The sequence below is a fragment of the Nocardioides sp. NPDC047086 genome, from assembly GCF_040643685.1.
In the GTDB taxonomy this organism is placed as follows: domain Bacteria; phylum Actinomycetota; class Actinomycetes; order Propionibacteriales; family Nocardioidaceae; genus Nocardioides.
In genome coordinates, this window is record NZ_JBEYUV010000034.1 from 21805 (window position 1) to 38708 (window position 16904).

Genomic DNA, 16904 nt, shown 5'->3' on the forward strand with positions numbered 1-16904 from the left:
AGCGGTCCGGCTCTCTCCCGGAGCAGGCGGGGACCCAGGTCGTAGGTCCCCGCCTGCGTCGTGATCTACCCGATGCCGAGCTTCACGAAGACCAGCCAGGCGACGAGTGGCACCACGGCGATCATCAGCACCGCCCACAGCAGGAGCGACCTGAAGAACAGTCGTTCCTCCTCAGGCCGGGCGCTGGCCATGAGCAGCGCGCCGCTCGTCGACATCGGGCTGGTGTCGACCACGGACGAGCTGATGGAGATCGCGGTGACGACACCGAGCGCGGTGAGCGTGGGGTCCGCGGCGATCGGCACCACGACCGGGCTGATCACGCCGAGCGTGCCCGTGGTGGAGGCGAAGGCGGAGATGAGACCGACCACGTAGCTCGTGATGAGCGCCGCGATGGAGCCGCTGCCCAGACTCTCGATGCCCGCCTGGAGATCCGCGAGCGCGCCCACCGATTCGAGCATCCCGACATAGGTGACGATCCCGGTCACCAGGAGGATCGCCGACCACGGCATGGTGTCGATGGTCCGCTGCTGGACATCGGGGTTGACCACGATGAGGACAACGGCAAGGGCGATCGACGCCACGCCGACATCGAGCCCGAAGACCGTGGTGAGGACGAGCAGCGCCCCGAGACTCACCAGGCTGAGGACACGCATCGGCGTGACCTCCACCTTCTGGGGCACGACCTCGGCCTTGGCCTCGGTGAGCACACCGCTCCCGGTGCCCCCGACGACGTCGCCCGTGGGCGACCCCGACGTCCGCACCTCATCTCGCGCTGCGGCCGTCACGCCGTCGGCTCGTGCCGCGCGGCGGCGAACGATCCCCTGGACGCCGGCGTAGGCGACGACCGCCAGGACGGCGTTGAAGGCGAAGCAGTACAGATAGAGCTTCAGCGTGCCGTCCGGCGACCCTGCCTTGTCCAGCATGACGTTGGCCAGCGCACCGAACGGATTGACCGGAGAGAAGGCGCCAGCGTTGGCCCCCTGGATCACGACGAGGCCCATCGCGAGGGTGCTGATCCCGAACCGGGCCCCGAGCGCCAGCGCGACGGGCGCGACGATGGCGATGGCGGCCGGGGTGAACGCCCCCGCCGAGGCGAGGAGCGCGGTGAGAAGAAACATCAGCACTGCCACCAGGAGGCGGTGACCGTTCGCGAGTCGTTCGGCCCAGTAGGCGAGCAGGTCGATCGTGCCCGTCTGCTTGACGATCCCGAAGAGCAGGGTGGCGCCCACGAGGATCAGCAGCAGCTCGGTCGGGAAGCCGGCCATCACGTCGTCCAGCGACAGCCCACCGATGAGGGTGCCGACGCCGAAAGCCGCCACGAGGGCGAGGAGGCCGGCGTTGATACGGGTGAAGCAGCCGACGGCGAAGGCGGCGATCAGAACGAGGAAGGCAACCAGGGACACGGTCATCTCGGCACTCGCCTCACCTGGTGCGAGCGTCGGCCGCGACGAGAGAACCCTCGAGCAGGCGCCCCGCGTTGCTGATGGCCGGCTGGTGACCCAGCGCCTGCAGGATCTCGAACGTCGTCGCCGTCGCGGCGGTGATGACCGGTAGACCCAGCTCGTCCTCCACCGCCTGGACGGCGTCGAGCGAAGGCATCTGAACACACGCGGACAGGATCAGGGCGTCGGCCTCCGAGTGCTGGAGCTCGCGGGCGATGGCCGGCAGGTTGCGCGGGTCGAGGCATCCCACGGCGAGGTTGTCCGAGACCTCCAGGCTGGTGGCGTCGACCACCGTGAAGCCGGCGCCCTCGATGTAGTCGCCCACCATCTTCGTCAGCGGCTTCATGTACGGCGCCACCATCGCGACCTTGCGGGCGCCGATGGCCTCGAGCGTCCGCACCAGCGCGCCGGCACTGCTGGTGACGGCTGCCGGCAGGCCGTTGTCGGCCGCCGCCTCGCGAATGACCGTCTCCGAGCCAACGTGGGCGCCTGCCCCCTGGGCCATCACGGCCACCAGGCAGGCGTACGCGATGACGTCGACGTCCGCGTCCGAGACGGCAACAGCGCAGTCCGCCGCCTTGTCGACCATCGCCAGCAGCTCTTCCCGGGTGACGCTCTTCAGCGTCGCCCGCGCCGAGTGGAAGGTGTAGCGGTGCCCGGTGGCCAGCGACTGGCGACGGAACAGCTCCGGGAGCTCGGTCTCCATGGTGATGTTCGAGCTCGGCACGATCAGCCCGATCCGAGAACTGTCAGCGGCCGCCTGCGGCTGCCGATCAGCGGAATTCGCGACTCCAGTCGTCATCTGTCAACTCCGAAACATGTGGTAGGGATGGCGAACCCACATTCTGGGTTCGGAACCCACGATGCAGGTAAACGCCACGTGATGTCAACCACTCGAACCCAGATCGTGGGCAGGTGCCCTACGATGTGGGCTGTCGATTCATCCCCGAAGGACGGAACGTGGCATGACCGCAGACGAACGCGACCGAAAGTCCTCCACACTGGTGCTCGGGAAGATCGTCCGCATCCTCGACTGCTTCTCAATAGAGGACCCCGAGCCCACATTCCAGGAGATCCTGCGCAAGACGGGCCTGCCTTCGAGCACCTGTCAGCGCCTGGTGCAGGACCTGGCCAACGAGGGGTTCCTGGAGCGCGACGGCGACCGGTACCGCGTCGGCATCGCCATGGTTCGCTGGGCCGCGCCTGGCACCCTCGGTCTCGACGTGGTGCGCGTGGTCCAACCGGTCCTGACGCGACTCCGGGACGAGACCGGTGAGACCGCGTGCCTCTACGTCAGGGACGGAATCCATCGGACCGTCGTCGCAGTGGCACAGACTCGTCACGTCGTCATCCGGCCCTTCATGGTCGGCATGGTCATGCCGATACACGCAGGCGCTCCGGGCAAGATCTTCCTCGCCTTCGACCCCGAGGCGCGCAAGGACCTGGAGCAGAGCGGCGAGCTGACGAAGTTCACGTCCAGCACCCCCGACAGCATGAAGCTGCTCGACGAGCAGATCACCACCGCGCGCGAGCAGGGCTACTACGCCGCGTTCGGCGAACGGCACCCCGACGTCGCCTCGATCAGCGCTCCCGTCTTCGACCACACCCGAAGTCTCGCCGCGGTCATCGGCCTGGGCTTCCCGACACAACGCGTGACACCCGAGGCCGTGGACCAGCTCGTGGGCCCAGTGAGCCAGGCGGCACGCGACGCCAGCGCGCAGCTCGGCTTCGACGACGGCCCGCTACCAGCGCCGGCATAGACGCTCACCCACGCTCAGCCGGAGTCTCAGCTCAGGGCGCCTCGTCGTCGAGCAACGGCTGCAGCTGCGCCTGGATGGCGGCGGGCGTGGCCGAAGTGCGGAGCACGACGACGGCCGAGGACGGCTCGAGACCTGAGGGCTGATAGCGCTCGAGCGCCACCCGCATCGCCTGGTCGAACTCACTCTCGGGGTCGGACGTCTGGTCCCGGAGCCAGCGGCGGAGCACGAAGTTGTGCGCGGTCACCAGGTCGGCGGCCAGCAGGTCGGCGCGCAGCTGCCCGTCGGACAGGTCGGACATCCACTCGCGAAGCCAGCGCGCGAACAGCCGCTGGTACTGCTGGATGCCACCCGTCTCACGGGCACGGAGGGCGGGCACCGAACCGACCAGGCGGTAGCGCGCACGCGCCAGCTCCCCCTCGTCCAGGTAGTGACGCAGCACGACGCGGGTGGCTTCGCTCAGCGCGAGCGCTCGTGTCGCCGGGGTCGCGGCAGCCAGACGCTGGTCGATGCGACCGAGCAGCTCCTCGTGCTCAGGAAAGATCACGTCGTCCTTGGACCCGAACGCACGGAAGAAGGTCGTGCGGCCGACACCGGCGCGACGCGCGATGTCCTCGGCGGTCGTCGCGTCGAACCCTCGTTCCTCGAACAGCTCGAACGCCGCGGCGACGAGGCGGTCCTTCGTCGTGGCCGATCGAGGCTTCTCGCTCATGACCCGAAACGTACTTGATGGTACGACGTTCCGTCTATAAGGTACTCCGTACCAACAACGGGAGGCTGCACATGACTGGGTTCAACCACATCGGCGTCGTCGGCGCAGGACTGATGGGGGCCGGCATCGCCGAGGTCGCCGCGCGCGCCGGCAAGGACGTCGTCCTCATCGACGCCAACCCCGCGGCCGCCGAGGCCGGCCACGAGCGCCTGCGGGCCTCCCTCGAACGGGCCGAGCAGCGCGGCAAGATCGCCCGGGCCACCGAGGTGCTGGAGCGCATCAGCCTCAGCAGCGACCTCGAAACGCTCGCCGACCGCGACCTGGTCATCGAGGCGATCGTCGAGGACGAAGCCGCCAAGACGGCGCTGTTCACCCGGCTCGACTCGATCGTCACCGACCCGGAGGCGGTGCTGGCCTCCAACACCTCCTCCATCCCGATCATGAAGCTCGCCGTGGCCACCGAGAGGCCGGCGCAGGTGATCGGGCTGCACTTCTTCAACCCGGTCCCCGTGCTCTCCCTGGTGGAGCTCGTGCCGAGCCTGCTGACCGCGTCGGAGACCACCGACCGGGTGCGTACGTTCGTGGAGGCCGACCTCGGCAAGCACCCCATCGACTCCCAGGACCGGGCGGGCTTCGTGGTCAATGCCCTGCTGATCCCGTTCGTGCTCTCCGCGATCCGGATGCTGGAGTCCGGGTTCGCCACCGCCGAGGACATCGATCAGGGCCTCGTGCGCGGCGCGGCCCACCCTCAGGGACCGCTGGCGCTCGCCGACCTCATCGGACTGGACACGACCAAGGCCGTGGCCGAGTCGCTCTACGAGGAGTTCAAGGAGCCGCTCTACGCCCCGCCGCCGCTCCTCGCGCGGATGGTCGACGCCGGTCTGCTGGGCCGCAAGACCGGCCGCGGCTTCTACCACTACTGATACCGACCAGCCATCGATCAAGGAGCCATCATGACCGACGACTTTCCCTACCTCGAGCTCGCCGACCACCATCTCGACCTGCGCGAGGCCGTGCGCGCGGTCGCGGCCAACAAGATCGCTCCCCACGCCGCCGACGTCGACGCCGCCGCGAGGTTCCCGACCGAGGCCTACGGCGCACTGGTCGCCTCCGGGTTCCACGCGGCCCACGTGCCGGAGGAGTACGGCGGCGAGGGCGCCGATGCCCTGGCGACCTGCATCATCATCGAGGAGATCGCGCGCGTGTGCGCCTCCTCCTCCCTGATCCCCGCGGTCAACAAGCTCGGCAGCCTCCCGCTCATCCTCGCCGGCTCCGAGGAACTCAAGCAGCGCTACCTCCAGCCTCTCGCCGCAGGCACCTCGACGTTCTCCTACGCCCTCTCCGAGCGTGAGGCCGGCTCCGACACCGCCTCCATGAAGACCCGCGCCGTCCTCGACGGCGACCACTGGGTGCTGAGCGGCCAGAAGTCGTGGATCAGCAACGCCGGCGTATCCGACTACTACACCGTCCTCGCCGTCACCGATCCCGGCGGTCGGCGCGGATCCAACGTGAGTGCCTTCGTCGTGGAGAAGAGCGACGAGGGGTTCACCATCGGCGCACCCGAGAAGAAGCTGGGCATCAAGGGATCTCCCACCTGCGAGCTGATGTTCGACGCTGTCTACCTGCCCGGTGACCGCATCATCGGCGAGCCCGGCACCGGCCTCCAGCTCGCTCTGCGCACCTTGGACCACACCCGCATCACCATCGCCGCCCAAGCCGTCGGCATCGCCCAGGGCGCCCTCGACCACGCGCTGGCCTACGTCCAGGAACGCCAGCAGTTCGGCAAGCACATCGCCGACTTCCAGGGGATCCAGTTCATGCTCGCCGACATGGCGATGAAGCTCGAGGCCGCCCGCCAGCTCGTCTACATCGCCGCTGCGAAGTCCCAACGACATGCCGGCGACCTGTCCTTCTTCGGAGCGGCCGCCAAGTGCTTCGCCAGCGACACCGCCATGGAGATCACCGTCGATGCGGTCCAGCTCCTCGGCGGAGCCGGCTACACCCAGGACTTCCCCCTCGAACGCATGATGCGCGATGCCAAGATCACCCAGATCTACGAAGGCACCAACCAGATCCAGCGCCTCGTCATGGCACGCCAGCTGCTCGGCGCCCGATAGCCGATCACGACGGTCCGGGCAACGCAGGGACACTCATCGCTGCAGCCGGCGGCGTGCTGTCACTCTCGTCGGCCATGTCAGCCGGACTGCGACCTCCCGCACGTTCTGCTCCTACGCCGGCTGCGACCACGAGCCCGATCCCGAGCACGGCGATGAGGTTGGGCACCTGATGGAGGGCGAGGAACCCGATCACCAGCGCGAGCGCCGGCTCGAGCGCCATGAGCGTCCCGAAGGCACCCGCGGTGAGGCGACGTAGCGCCAGCATCTCCAAGGCGAAGGGAACCACCGGCACCAGCAGGGCCAGCCCCAACCCGGCGAGCACCAGCTCCGGGGTGAGCTTTCCCACGATGCCGGGGCCGACCACGACGGAGGCGACGACCGCCGCCACCGGCATGGAGATCGCGAGGCCACCGATGCCGCTCACCGCATCGCCGACCCGCTGGGTCAGCAAGATGTAGGACGCCCAGCACCCGGCCGCACCCAGGGCGAAGGCGACACCCACCACGTCTACGGCGCCATCCCATGGTTGGGTCAGGCAGAGCACCCCGCCAGCTGCCACGATTGCCCAGGCCCGGGCGATGCCGCGGCCGCGGACGACGGCCACCCCGAGCGGCCCCAGGAACTCCAGCGCGGCGGCAGTGCCGAGCGGAAGCCGGGTCAGAGCCGCCATGAACAGCAGGGTCAGGCCCGAGGTGACCACGCCGAGAGCGACACCGGCCAACAGCGTCTCGCGTCCGAACGTCGAGGGCCGCGGCCGGACCAGGACAAGCAGCAGCACAGCCGCCCAGAACAGGCGCAGCCAGGCGACACCCGCCGGACCGAGCTGGTCGATCAGACCCACCGAGGCCGCGAGACCCAGTTGGACACAGAGCATGGCAGCCATGGCCATGGAGGCACCGGCACGGGCGGAGCGTGGAGCTGTCGCGGTCATGCCATCCAGTCGACCCGATGAGATCCGTTCGTGTCCACGTGACATTACTGGACATTACGTTCGTAGATCCTAAACAATTGGTTCTGTGGACGTGCGTCGGCTCCGGATGTTGCTCGAACTCTCTCGGCTCGGCTCGATGCATGAGGTCGCCGCCGAGGTCGGGACCACTACGTCCAGCGTGTCCCAGGCCATCGCGGCGCTCGCACGGGACGTCGGAACCGACCTCGTCGAGCCCGATGGGCGGCGCGTACGCCTCACTCCAGCGGGCCACCGTCTCGCCGAGCACGCCGTCACGATCCTGGCGGCGGTCGATGCCGCTCGTCTCGATCTCGCCCCGGACGCGGAACCGGTCGGCGTGCTCAAGGTGGCTGGCTTCGCCACCGCGATCCGGCGCTCCCTCATGCCCGCGATCGACGGTCTCCGGCGCGCTCACCCCGGCCTCGAGGTGCGGGTGCACGAGCACGAACCGCCCGAGGCACTGGCCCTGCTCGCGCGCGACGACATCGATCTTGCCCTTGTCTACGACTACAACGTCGCCCCCGCCTCCTGGCGCGGCGACCACGACACCGTGGCGCTGTGGGAGGCCGAATGGGGCCTCGGCGTGCCGACGCAGGAGCCGCGCGCTCCGCTCGCGACCTACGCCGACCGAGACTGGATCGTGAACTCGCGCCACACCGCCGACGAACAGGTGCTGCGCACGCTGGCGTCGATGGCGGGATTCACGCCCCGAATCGTCCACCGCGTCGACGCCCTGGAGCTCGTGGACGACCTCATCCTCGCCGGTCACGGACTCGCGTTGCTGCCGCGCGGACGCACCTCCCGGCGAGGCGTCACCGTACGGCCGTTGACCGACCCGAGAGTGCGACTGCGCGCTTACGCCGTGACTCGCCGAGGTCGCGACCGGTGGCCACCTCTACGTGCAGTCCTGAGCCGACTGTCCCAGGTCTGACCAGGTGACCTGGCAACGCCAGGCCTCATCTCAGCCACGTTCGCCGGCCGATCACCGCGGCCAGCTCGTCGGTGCGCTCATCGGACCAACCCGGAGGCGGCAGGATCTCCGCCCAAGCGTGCACCGGCGCCGTACCGAACTGGTGGCCCTGCCCGTGCGGCACCGAGTTGGCGGAGAACTGGTCGACACCCAGCTGGAGCATCGTCACCCCCGGGATCCAGCGTACGTTCGGGGAGACGCCACGGCCGGGCTCCTCCTCCAGCCAGTCGGGGCGATCGAGCGCCAGCGACGGAGACCACCAGGTGATCGGGTCGTTGGCGTGCTGGAGATACCCGATCCGGGTGCCGTCCCAGGCCCCGGGCAGGTCCCACTCCTCGGGCCGGTCGGCGAAGCGGACGATCTCACCGCCGTCCACGATCGGCAGCACCTGAGGGGTCCCGGGGTCGCGTTCCTCGGTGAACCGGCCCCACAGCCGGTTGTCGGCGGTCGGGCCGACGAACAGGGCGCCGTCGGTGCGGGTCGCGAGGTCCTGGGCTCCGCTGAAAGCGGCCTCGCCGCCGAAGCTGCCCAGGCTCTCCCCGCTCACCACCAGCAGCGGACGTTCGGCCTCCGGGATCTCCAGCCAGCGTCCGTACACGGCGTCGAAGAGCGCCAGGCCGGCATCCTGCGCGCGCTGCCGGTCCAGGACGAAGGACATCCAGCTCGGCAGGTAGGAGTACTGCAGGCTGACCGTCGCCGTGTCACCACCCCACATGAACTCCAGCGCCTGGGCCTGGTTCTCGTTGACCCAGCCTCTGCCCGTGCCCGTCACCACGTTGATCACCGCGCGGTCGAAGCCTCCGAGCGCGTCGAGCTCGGCCACCGCGGCCGTCGCCTCGTCGCGGATGTCGACGCCTTCGTGGCCGGCCCCGACGTAGGCGCGCACCGGCTGCCGGGCAGGCTCCTGGGTGAACTCCCCGATGTCCGCGGCGGTCGGCGCGCTGGCGATGAAGACCCTTCCCTGGCGGCCCAGGTCCTCCCATTCCTGCAATGAGGCCCGGCCGGCCGTGAGCTCGGGCGTCGTGGGCGCCGGTACGTCGGTGCTGAACTCCTCGTTGATCGTGGCGAAGCTCGCGTCGAGCGCTCCCAGCAGCCGGTCCCCGCCCACCCCGATGGCCAGCTCGTAGATCAGGAGCGCAGCGATCAGGCCGCCGATCACGGTCGACGCGGCGGCAGGAAGAAAGCGGCCGACGAACCGTCCGATCGAGCGCCCCAGCGCCCTGATCCCCCGCGACAGGGCGAGCAGCAGCACGAACAGCACCGCGGTGATCAGCACGGTGAGCGCCGGGTGCAGGAAGCCCGCCCGGTCGACCCCGACCAGATCGCGTACCTGGTTCTCCCACCGCAACGACAGCCCCAGCACGATCAGGGTGCCCAGGCCGCCGACGACCGCCAGGACCCGCCACGCGATCACCCGCGCCCGGCCGGTCAACCGGCCACCGCAACTGCGGACCAGCCACCCGGCCAAGGCGCCCGCGCCGTAGCCGGCCAGCATGCACAACGCGGTGAGCAGCGCCTGGAAGAGCGCGGTCCGCGGCATCAGTGAGGGCGTCAGCGACGCCCAGAGGAGCACCACCACGCCGGCCGTCGGCGCGAACGGCGCCCGCAGCTGCCCTCGCAGCACCTCGACCTCGTCACTTCGTGGGATGGACCATCGCGTCGACCGCCACGGTCACGGCCAGGACGAGCGCTGCTTCCTCGCCCGGTGCCACCTCGACACCGTAGGTGTCCCGGAGGCGGAACCACTTCTTGGAGACCTCGGCGATCTTGCGTCCGTCGGCCTCGATGTCGTACTCGTGGTCGACGATGTTGCCCTGGACCGTCCAGTCGTCACCATGCTCGCGGTCGACCTTCCAGCGATCGCGCAAGGGCGAGATGAGCGCCTTGTGCACGAGGGCGAGCTGTTCGCCGTCGGCGTCCTCGATCGCCATCGAGTCGCGGATGTGCAGGACCCTGGTCTGGATGCGGCAGATCCTGGTGCCGTGGGCGTCCTCGAGATCAAACGTGTCACGCAGCCGCAACGCCTTGCCATCGACACGGAAGACGCGTTCGCCGTCCTCGTTCTCGATCCAGTAGTCGTCGCCGATCGAGATCATCTTCTGGCGCATCTGGAAGCGGTGGGCGCTCCCGCCGCGCCCGAAGGCCTCACGTTCTTCTTGGCGCTTGTCGCGTCGGTCGCGAAAACCCATCGTCGTCTCTCCCTTCACCGGACCGTCCCAGCGTTGCGCCGGACGATCCGCGGCGGATCACACGTTCCGGGTGAGGTGGACGGATCGGATCCGACATCAGATCAAGGGCATGAGTTCTGACGCGGCCACCACCGAGGCACCAGCTGCAGCGAAGATGAGTCTTCCCACCCTGACCGCGATGGTCGTGGGTGGGATGGTCGGCGCCGGGGTCTTCTCCCTGCCGGCCCGGTTCGGCGTCGCCACCGGCATCCTCGGCTCGCTGATCGCCTGGGCGATCGCGGGCGCCGGGATGCTCATGCTGGCGTTCGTGTTCCAGAGCCTCGCGATCCGCAAGCCCGAGCTCGACTCCGGGGTCTTCATCTACGCCAAGGCCGGCTTCGGCGACTATGCGGGCTTCAACTCCGCGATCGGCTTCTGGGCCAGCTCCGTGGCCGGCAACACCTTCTACTGGGTGTTCATCGGCGCCACGATCGGCGCGTTCTTCGACGGCTTCGGTGACGGCGACACCGTGCTCGCGGTCGCGCTCTCGACCGTGGGGGTGTGGCTCTTCCACTATCTGATCGCGCGCGGCGTCCGCGACGCCGCGGTGATCAACCGGATCGTCACGGTCTTCAAGGTCCTGCCGATCCTGGTGTTCATCGTGGTGCTCTTCATCTCCTTCGACGCCGGCGTCTTCGCCGACAACTGGGTCGCCACCGGCTACGGCGACCTCGGCAGCCTCGACGAGCAGATCCGCAACACCATGCTGATCACCACCTTCGTCTTCATCGGCATCGAGGGCGCCAGCGTCTACTCCCGCTACGCCAGGAAGCGCGAGGACGTGGGGAAGGCGACCGTGCTGGGCTTCCTCAGCGTGCTGTCGATCTTCGCGCTCGTCACCCTCGCCAGCTACTCCGTCGTCCCCCAGCCCGAGCTGGCCGACACCCGGCAGCCGTCGATGGTCGGCGTCTTCGAGTCGGTGGTCGGCGACTGGGGCGAGGTGTTCATCAGCGTCGCGGTGATCGTCTCGGTCCTGGGTGCCTACCTGGCCTGGACGCTGATGGCCGCGGAGGTCATGTACATCCCGGCCCGCGCCGACGACATGCCCGCCTTCCTGGGACAGGAGAACCGGAACGGCACCCCGATCGCCGCGCTCGTGGTGACGTCGCTGGGCGTCCAGGGACTCCTCGCGCTGACCCTGTTCGTCAACGACGCGCTCAACTTCATGCTCGACCTCTCCACGAGCCTGGCGATCCTGCCCTACCTGCTGGCCGCGGCGTACGCGCTCAAGCTCGGGCTCACCGGCGAGGCGTACGAAGGAGTGCCGGCACGCGTACGTCGCAAGGAGACGATCGTGGCCGGCATCGCGACGGCCTACACGATGTTCCTCTTCGACGCCGCCGGGCTGAAGTTCGTGCTGCTGATGACGCTGATCCTCGCGCCCGCGTCGCTGCTCTACATCAAGGCCCGCAGCGAACGGGGCCGCAGGATCTTCAGTCCCACCGAGATCGCGCTGTTCGGCGCGATCCTCATCGGAGCGGCGCTCGGCGTCTTCGGCCTGTCAACGGGCTGGATCTCCCTCTGATCTCCATCCTCAACCGAAAGGCATCTCATGTCAGAGCAGAAGTCCGCGTACGGCGTCCACTCCGAGGTCGGCAGGCTGCGGAAGGTGCTCGTCTGCGCACCCGGCCTCGCCCACCGCCGGCTCACCCCCAGCAACAACGACGAGCTCCTCTTCGACGACGTGATGTGGGTCGAGAACGCCCAGCGCGACCACGCCGACTTCGTGAACAAGCTGACCCAGCGTGGTGTCGAGGTCGTCGAGCTGCACGACCTGCTGGCACAGACGCTCGCGGTCGCCGGCGCCAAGGACTGGATCCTCGACCGCAAGATCGTGCCGAACCAGGTCGGCCTCGGACTGGTCGACGACACCCGCACCTACCTCGAGTCGGTCTCGGACCGGCAGCTGGCGGAATTCCTCATCGGCGGCCTCGCGACCAACGACCTGCCCGGCGACTTCCGCTCCGCGTACCTCAGCCTGGCGCGGGAGTCGACCGGTGCGCGGGAGTATCTGATGCCGCCGCTGCCGAACACGCTCTACACCCGGGACACGACCTGCTGGCTGTACGGCGGGCTCACCATGAACCCGCTCTACTGGCCGGCCCGCAAGGACGAGACGCTCCTCTACAAGGCGATCTACCAGCACCACCCCGACTACGTCGGCTCGACCGTGTGGTGGGGCGACCCCGAGCTCGAATGGGGACAGGCCAGCTTCGAGGGCGGCGACGTGATGCCGGTCGGCAACGGCATCGTGCTCGTCGGCATGAGCGAGCGCACCTCACGCCAGGCGATCACCCAGGTCGCCAAGGCCCTCTTCGAGCAGGGAGCCGCGGAGAAGGTGATCGTCGCCGGGATGCCGAAGCTGCGGGCCGCCATGCACCTGGACACGGTCTTCACCTTCGTCGACCGCGACATCGTCACGCTCTATCCGACGATCATGGACGCGGTGCACACCTTCACCCTGGTGCCCTCCGACACCTCACCCGGGGTCGAGGTGATCGACCACGGCGACGCGGCCTTCATCGACGTCGTGGCGCAGGCGCTCGGGCTGCCCGAGATCCGCGTGATCGACACCGGCGGTGACGTCTACCAGTCCGAGCGACAGCAGTGGGACAGCGGCAACAACGCGGTCGCGCTCGAGCCCGGTGTGGTGTTCACCTACGACCGCAACACGCTCACCAACACGCTGCTGCGCAAGGCGGGGGTCGAGGTGATCACGATCGTGGGCGCCGAGCTCGGCCGCGGTCGCGGGGGCGGGCACTGCATGACCTGCCCGATCAGCCGTGATCCCGTGGACTTCTGAACCGCCGACCAGTGAGCACACCGGAGAGCTCCGACGTCAGCACCGCCCACCCCGGGCGCGGCGCCTGGATCACGCGCATCGTCCTGCTGGTCGTGGCGGTGCTCAGCTCCGTCACGATCGTACGTCTGGTCGGGCAGGTCGACTGGGAGGCGGCCTGGGATGCGCTGACCCACCTCAGCTGGTGGCACCCCGTCGTGCTGCTCGCCGTCGTACTGGTCCGCCAGATCCTGCTGGCGATGCCGCTGAGGTTCTTCATCCGCGGCGTGACGTTCTACCGGGCCACCATCAACGACCTCGGTGCGACGCTGATGTCGCTCATCGCCCCGCCGCCGAGCGACATCGCGCTCCGGGTCTCGATGTTCAAGTCGTGGGGGGTCAGCCCCGCCAAGGGCCTCGCCGGCACGGTGATGAACTCGCTGACGTTCTACATCGCGCGATTCTCGGCCCCGCTCCTCGGGTTCGTCCTGCTGCTGGCCGTCGGCGAGTCCCCGTCGTTGCGGTGGCTCGAGCTGCTCAGCATCGCGGTCGCGGTCGGCATCCTCGTGACCGTCCTGATGGTCGTACGCAGCGACCGGCTCGCGCGCACCGTCGGCACCCGCGCAGGGCTGATCGTGCGCCGCTTCCGCAGAGCGGTCGACCCCGACCGCTGGGCGGATGCCTGCCAGAGCTTCCGTGCCGACATCGCCGAGCGGTTCCACAGCGGGTTCCCCCTGGCCGTGCTCTCCCAGGTCGGCATGATGGTCGTCGACCTCGTCACGCTCACGCTGTGCCTCCGCTTCGTCGGCGTCTCCGCGAACGAGGTCGGCTTCGTGTGGATCGGGATCGCCTACCTGTTCGCGTTCCCGTTCACGGTCTTCCCCCTGTGGGGGATCGGGATCGTCGACGCCCTGATCCTCGCCGCCCTGGTCGAAGCCGGCGGGCGCGAGATCGAGGCCGCGGCCGTCGCCGGGCTGATCGTGTGGCGAGTCTTCACCGTGGGCCTGCCGGTGCTGCTCGGCGCCGTCGCCGTCGCGGCCTGGCGTCGCGAGATCGCGGTGGCTGGCACCTCCCGGCCCTCCTGAGCACGGCCTAAGCCCGGCAGCCGCGCCGGGCCATCCAGGCTCCGTGCTCGGTGCCCCTGGCGACGGCGCGACCCCACCCCCCGCGGGGTCGCGCCGCCCTCAGGGGCATCGAGCGGCCTGCTTCTGGAACGTCAGCGCACGCGCATCTGGGACTGCTGCCGGCCCTTTCCGCGCCGTGGCGAGTCGACCAGGATCCGGCAGCTGATCGACTGGTCGGGGAACGCCGCGGCGACGTCCTGGGCGCAGATCTCGGCGGCCTCGGTGAGCGACGCGACCGAGGCGACCGGATCGATCCGGCCACGCAGCATGATCACCGGGCGCGACCGGATGGTGGCGACCGTCCCCGTGACGCCGGTGAGGGCAGCCATGCTCTGGAGCCGGTCGGCGGCGGCATCGGCGATCGAGCGGAGGTCGGCCTGGACCCGACCGGTCTCATCGCTCGCCTGGAGCCGCAGCGTCGAGGGCCCTCGCCGCCGCAGGTGCGCCAGCAGCCACACCAGGCCGAGGAACCCCAGGACGATGCCCGCCACGGCGAGTGCCCAGGGGAACCAGCTCGCGGTCACGACCTCTCCCGCCGGTTGCGTGGACAGCTCGCTCGGGTAGCTGCCGAAGACCCACCGGAAGTGCCAGTCGAGGGCCAGCAGACCCAGGGCGACCAGCAGTATCGCCACGAGCAGGGTGAGGGCGCGGTCGGTCCTGATCATGCGGGGAGTCATCGGGGAACCTCCGTGGCTCGTACCTTGATGCCGGCGCCGGTCGGCCGGCCGATCTCGTCGTCGAGGACGGCACGCACGTGCTCGGCCACTGCCGCCGCCTCCTGAGGGCCGTCAGGGCCGGTCCGCGCAGCGACGACGATGTCGACGACGACGCGACGCCGAGACCTGAGTGACGACTCGGCCGAGACCACGCCGGGGAGCCGGTCGGCGGTCTCCTGGGCGACGGCGGCGACCGCACCGGGCGAGAGCCACAGGTCGGCATCACCGGCAACCCGCAGATGCGTACGCCGGCCGGGCCTCAGCCCCAGCCAGACCAGCACCAGCCCGATGAGCGCGACGACCCCACCGCCGATCGCCAGCCCCACGGACGCGCGTACGCCGTCGAGACCCTCGACCAGGTCGGGGACCAGCGGCGTGCCGGCCGCCCATCCCTGGCTGAGCGCGAGATCCCGGACCGCGACCACGGCGACCGCGACCAGCACGAGGGCCAGCACGCTGGCCGTCGGGACGGCCAGGGGCGCGCGGCGTGGCGGCGTGCGCGGCGCCGCGGGACGGGCGACGCGCTCGCCCTGTTCGACGGTGTGCGTGCTCACTCCACCCTCCTGCCGGTGTCGTCGGAGGCCGACGGGTCGACCGCGTGCACGGTGACGTCCACGCTGCGGACCTGGATGCCCGAGAGGCGGAACGCCTCGCGGCGTACGGTGTCCCGCACCGCCGTGGCGACCTGGGCGATGTTGCCGGGCCAGGCCATCGCGATGTCGAGCGTCACCCGGACGGCGCGGCCCTCGGTCGTGATGTCGGCCTTGGGCAGTGCCATGCCGGTGATCCGGCCGAGCGTGCTGCGGTGGGTCACCGTCCCCGGGACCTGTAGCACGATGTGCTCGACGATCCGCTGGAGGGCCTTGCTGCGCACGTCCAGGGTGCCCCGGTCCTCGACGAGGTCGGGGTCGTGCCTGCCGTCATCGGTCGGCAGCGGGCGCGTCGGGGTCTCAATCACGGCGACCTCGCAGCAGACTGCCCAGGTCGAGCTCGCCGTCGACGTGGCCACCGATGAGGTAGCCGGCGCCGCCGAGCACCACGGCCAGCAGCAGGCCGATGAGGCCCCCGGTCACGATCGCGATCGTGAGCAACAGTCCGGCGACCAGGCCTAGTGTCGAGTTGGTCATGACGTGTCTCCTTCAGAGTGTGCTGCCGGGCGGGAGGATGTCCTCCACCGTGATGTCCACCGGGCCCGAGACGTACGGCCGGACCGCGGCACGCACCGCGTCGGTGGTGCCGATGACGGGTGCTCCCCAGTCCAGGACGACGTGGACCGAGCAACCGGGCTCGCGCATCCTGATCCCGTTGACCCGGCGTCCGGGGAGGTAGGTGGCCGCCTCGCCGGAGACGCCGGCATGCAGGTCGTGGACACCGGGAACCGCGAGCACGGCCGCCGCCACCACGTCCACCGCTTCGGGCTCGGCGCCGTCGAGTGGATCGGGGTCGGCGTCCACGGTCACTCCACCCGCCGGCCGGCGTCCGGGTCCGAGTCGCTCGCCTCGTCCTCGAGGAAGACGTCGTGCACGGTGATGTTGACCTCGGTGACCTCGAGGCCGGTCATGCGCTCGACCGAGGCCTTCACGTTGCGGCGGATCGCGGTCGCGAGGTCAGGGATCGAGGTCCCGTACTCGGCGACGATGTCGAGGTCGGCGGCTGCCTGCCGCTCCCCCACCTCCACGGCCACACCCTGGCCCAGGTTCGTCCGCGAGCCGGGGATCCGCTCGCGGATCGCGCCCGCCGCACGGGCCGCGCCGCCGCCGAGGTCGTGCACGCCGCTGATCTCCCGAGCAGCGATCCCGGCGATCTTCGAGACCACCGTGTCGGCGATCGAGGTACGCCCGTACTCGCTCACCAGAGCACCCGAGCCCGTCCGGTCCAGCTGAGCGTCGGTCCCCGTGGTCGACAAGCTCGCGGTCTCCGACTTCGTCTGCGCCATGAGATGCACCTTCCTGATCGTGTTGGGTCGTTCTGACGTTGGTTGGTCGCAGCGTCGGGCCGATATGTCACAGAAATTGTGGTGTGTTCCAGATCACATCTCTTTGCTCGGGGATGGTAGAACTCTGCTATCCGGAAGCTGCGCTCGCGTGGCAGCAGAGGAGGAACTCGGGGG

At 69.5% G+C, this 16904-nt stretch carries 19 protein-coding genes; 7 read left to right on the forward strand and 12 right to left on the reverse strand.

Annotation, left to right across the window (positions count from 1 at the left end):
• Positions 1-65 precede the first annotated feature (65 nt).
• A complete protein-coding gene (locus ABZ796_RS21455; RefSeq protein ID WP_357339623.1) occupies positions 66-1409 on the reverse strand; it encodes an SLC13 family permease in 1344 nt (447 codons plus the stop codon).
• Positions 1410-1422: 13 nt separating this feature from the next.
• A complete protein-coding gene (locus ABZ796_RS21460; protein ID WP_357339624.1) occupies positions 1423-2244 on the reverse strand; it encodes an Asp/Glu racemase in 822 nt (273 codons plus the stop codon).
• A 163-nt stretch (positions 2245-2407) separates the two neighbouring features.
• Here ABZ796_RS21460 and ABZ796_RS21465 point away from each other — a divergent pair, with 163 nt between their 5' ends.
• A complete protein-coding gene (locus ABZ796_RS21465) occupies positions 2408-3202 on the forward strand; it encodes an IclR family transcriptional regulator (protein WP_357339626.1) in 795 nt (264 codons plus the stop codon).
• Positions 3203-3233: 31 nt separating this feature from the next.
• On the opposite strand, the gene ABZ796_RS21470 is transcribed toward ABZ796_RS21465, so the two are convergent.
• Entirely contained in the window at positions 3234-3911 is a 678-nt protein-coding gene (locus tag ABZ796_RS21470; RefSeq protein ID WP_357339628.1) for a TetR family transcriptional regulator, read from the reverse strand.
• A 71-nt stretch (positions 3912-3982) separates the two neighbouring features.
• Between ABZ796_RS21470 and ABZ796_RS21475 the strand changes: the two genes are divergently transcribed.
• Both ABZ796_RS21475 and ABZ796_RS21480 read left to right on the forward strand, forming a co-directional pair.
• Positions 3983-4834, forward strand: a complete 852-nt coding sequence (locus ABZ796_RS21475; RefSeq protein ID WP_357339630.1) for a 3-hydroxybutyryl-CoA dehydrogenase — start codon at positions 3983-3985, stop codon at positions 4832-4834.
• Positions 4835-4864: 30 nt separating this feature from the next.
• Positions 4865-6028, forward strand: a complete 1164-nt coding sequence (locus tag ABZ796_RS21480; protein ID WP_357339632.1) for an acyl-CoA dehydrogenase family protein — start codon at positions 4865-4867, stop codon at positions 6026-6028.
• A 4-nt stretch (positions 6029-6032) separates the two neighbouring features.
• On the opposite strand, the gene ABZ796_RS21485 is transcribed toward ABZ796_RS21480, so the two are convergent.
• Positions 6033-6959, reverse strand: a complete 927-nt coding sequence (locus ABZ796_RS21485; protein ID WP_357339634.1) for an EamA family transporter — start codon at positions 6957-6959, stop codon at positions 6033-6035.
• 106 nt (positions 6960-7065) lie between these two features.
• Here ABZ796_RS21485 and ABZ796_RS21490 point away from each other — a divergent pair, with 106 nt between their 5' ends.
• Positions 7066-7908, forward strand: a complete 843-nt coding sequence (locus tag ABZ796_RS21490) for a LysR substrate-binding domain-containing protein (protein ID WP_357339635.1) — start codon at positions 7066-7068, stop codon at positions 7906-7908.
• A gap of 25 nt (positions 7909-7933) precedes the next feature.
• Here ABZ796_RS21490 and ABZ796_RS21495 read toward each other — a convergent pair whose 3' ends face one another.
• Both ABZ796_RS21495 and ABZ796_RS21500 read right to left on the reverse strand, forming a co-directional pair.
• Positions 7934-9571: an alpha/beta-hydrolase family protein gene (locus tag ABZ796_RS21495; RefSeq protein WP_357339637.1), complete on the reverse strand. Its 1638-nt coding sequence runs from the start codon at positions 9569-9571 to the stop codon at positions 7934-7936.
• Between the two features lie 10 nt (positions 9572-9581).
• Positions 9582-10136 (reverse strand): LURP-one-related family protein, encoded by a 555-nt coding sequence (locus ABZ796_RS21500; protein ID WP_357339639.1) that lies wholly within the window; start codon positions 10134-10136, stop codon positions 9582-9584.
• A gap of 109 nt (positions 10137-10245) precedes the next feature.
• Here ABZ796_RS21500 and ABZ796_RS21505 point away from each other — a divergent pair, with 109 nt between their 5' ends.
• Genes ABZ796_RS21505 through ABZ796_RS21515 form a run of 3 tightly spaced genes read left to right on the forward strand, consistent with a single transcriptional unit; the run spans position 10246 to position 14039 of the window.
• On the forward strand, positions 10246-11700 hold the full coding sequence (locus ABZ796_RS21505; protein WP_357339641.1) for a basic amino acid/polyamine antiporter: 1455 nt from the start codon (positions 10246-10248) through the stop codon (positions 11698-11700).
• Positions 11701-11727: 27 nt separating this feature from the next.
• On the forward strand, positions 11728-12978 hold the full coding sequence (locus ABZ796_RS21510) for an arginine deiminase (protein WP_357339643.1): 1251 nt from the start codon (positions 11728-11730) through the stop codon (positions 12976-12978).
• Positions 12979-12989: 11 nt separating this feature from the next.
• Positions 12990-14039 carry a lysylphosphatidylglycerol synthase domain-containing protein gene (locus ABZ796_RS21515; RefSeq protein WP_357339644.1) on the forward strand — a complete coding sequence of 350 codons (1050 nt, stop codon included), beginning with the start codon at positions 12990-12992 and terminating at the stop codon, positions 14037-14039.
• A 131-nt stretch (positions 14040-14170) separates the two neighbouring features.
• Here ABZ796_RS21515 and amaP read toward each other — a convergent pair whose 3' ends face one another.
• Genes amaP through ABZ796_RS21545 form a run of 6 tightly spaced genes read right to left on the reverse strand, consistent with a single transcriptional unit; the run spans position 14171 to position 16730 of the window.
• A complete protein-coding gene (amaP, locus tag ABZ796_RS21520) occupies positions 14171-14755 on the reverse strand; it encodes an alkaline shock response membrane anchor protein AmaP (protein WP_357339646.1) in 585 nt (194 codons plus the stop codon).
• On the reverse strand, positions 14752-15348 hold the full coding sequence (locus tag ABZ796_RS21525) for a DUF6286 domain-containing protein (protein WP_357339648.1): 597 nt from the start codon (positions 15346-15348) through the stop codon (positions 14752-14754). Before ABZ796_RS21525 ends, amaP begins: the two co-directional genes overlap by 4 nt.
• Entirely contained in the window at positions 15345-15752 is a 408-nt protein-coding gene (locus ABZ796_RS21530) for an Asp23/Gls24 family envelope stress response protein (RefSeq protein ID WP_357339650.1), read from the reverse strand. The genes ABZ796_RS21525 and ABZ796_RS21530 overlap by 4 nt, the downstream gene beginning before the upstream one ends.
• Positions 15745-15921, reverse strand: coding sequence for a DUF2273 domain-containing protein (locus tag ABZ796_RS21535; protein WP_141805347.1), 177 nt, complete (start codon positions 15919-15921; stop codon positions 15745-15747). The genes ABZ796_RS21530 and ABZ796_RS21535 overlap by 8 nt, the downstream gene beginning before the upstream one ends.
• A 12-nt stretch (positions 15922-15933) precedes the next feature.
• Positions 15934-16248 (reverse strand): hypothetical protein, encoded by a 315-nt coding sequence (locus ABZ796_RS21540; RefSeq protein WP_357339651.1) that lies wholly within the window; start codon positions 16246-16248, stop codon positions 15934-15936.
• Between the two features lie 2 nt (positions 16249-16250).
• Positions 16251-16730 (reverse strand): Asp23/Gls24 family envelope stress response protein, encoded by a 480-nt coding sequence (locus ABZ796_RS21545; RefSeq protein WP_357339652.1) that lies wholly within the window; start codon positions 16728-16730, stop codon positions 16251-16253.
• Positions 16731-16904: the final 174 nt, after the last annotated feature.

Excerpts from the sequence above, each read along its gene's own strand:
- ABZ796_RS21455 (WP_357339623.1), bottom strand. The coding sequence starts at position 1,409 with ATGACCGTGTCCCTGGTTGCCTTCCTCGTTCTGATCGCCGCCTTCGCC.
- ABZ796_RS21460 (WP_357339624.1), bottom strand. The coding sequence starts at position 2,244 with ATGACGACTGGAGTCGCGAATTCCGCTGATCGGCAGCCGCAGGCGGCC.
- ABZ796_RS21465 (WP_357339626.1), top strand. The coding sequence starts at position 2,408 with ATGACCGCAGACGAACGCGACCGAAAGTCCTCCACACTGGTGCTCGGG.
- ABZ796_RS21470 (WP_357339628.1), bottom strand. The coding sequence starts at position 3,911 with ATGAGCGAGAAGCCTCGATCGGCCACGACGAAGGACCGCCTCGTCGCC.
- ABZ796_RS21475 (WP_357339630.1), top strand. The coding sequence starts at position 3,983 with ATGACTGGGTTCAACCACATCGGCGTCGTCGGCGCAGGACTGATGGGG.
- ABZ796_RS21480 (WP_357339632.1), top strand. The coding sequence starts at position 4,865 with ATGACCGACGACTTTCCCTACCTCGAGCTCGCCGACCACCATCTCGAC.
- ABZ796_RS21485 (WP_357339634.1), bottom strand. The coding sequence starts at position 6,959 with ATGACCGCGACAGCTCCACGCTCCGCCCGTGCCGGTGCCTCCATGGCC.
- ABZ796_RS21490 (WP_357339635.1), top strand. The coding sequence starts at position 7,066 with ATGTTGCTCGAACTCTCTCGGCTCGGCTCGATGCATGAGGTCGCCGCC.
- ABZ796_RS21500 (WP_357339639.1), bottom strand. The coding sequence starts at position 10,136 with ATGGGTTTTCGCGACCGACGCGACAAGCGCCAAGAAGAACGTGAGGCC.
- ABZ796_RS21505 (WP_357339641.1), top strand. The coding sequence starts at position 10,246 with ATGAGTTCTGACGCGGCCACCACCGAGGCACCAGCTGCAGCGAAGATG.
- ABZ796_RS21510 (WP_357339643.1), top strand. The coding sequence starts at position 11,728 with ATGTCAGAGCAGAAGTCCGCGTACGGCGTCCACTCCGAGGTCGGCAGG.
- amaP (WP_357339646.1), bottom strand. The coding sequence starts at position 14,755 with ATGACTCCCCGCATGATCAGGACCGACCGCGCCCTCACCCTGCTCGTG.
- ABZ796_RS21535 (WP_141805347.1), bottom strand. The coding sequence starts at position 15,921 with ATGACCAACTCGACACTAGGCCTGGTCGCCGGACTGTTGCTCACGATC.
- ABZ796_RS21545 (WP_357339652.1), bottom strand. The coding sequence starts at position 16,730 with ATGGCGCAGACGAAGTCGGAGACCGCGAGCTTGTCGACCACGGGGACC.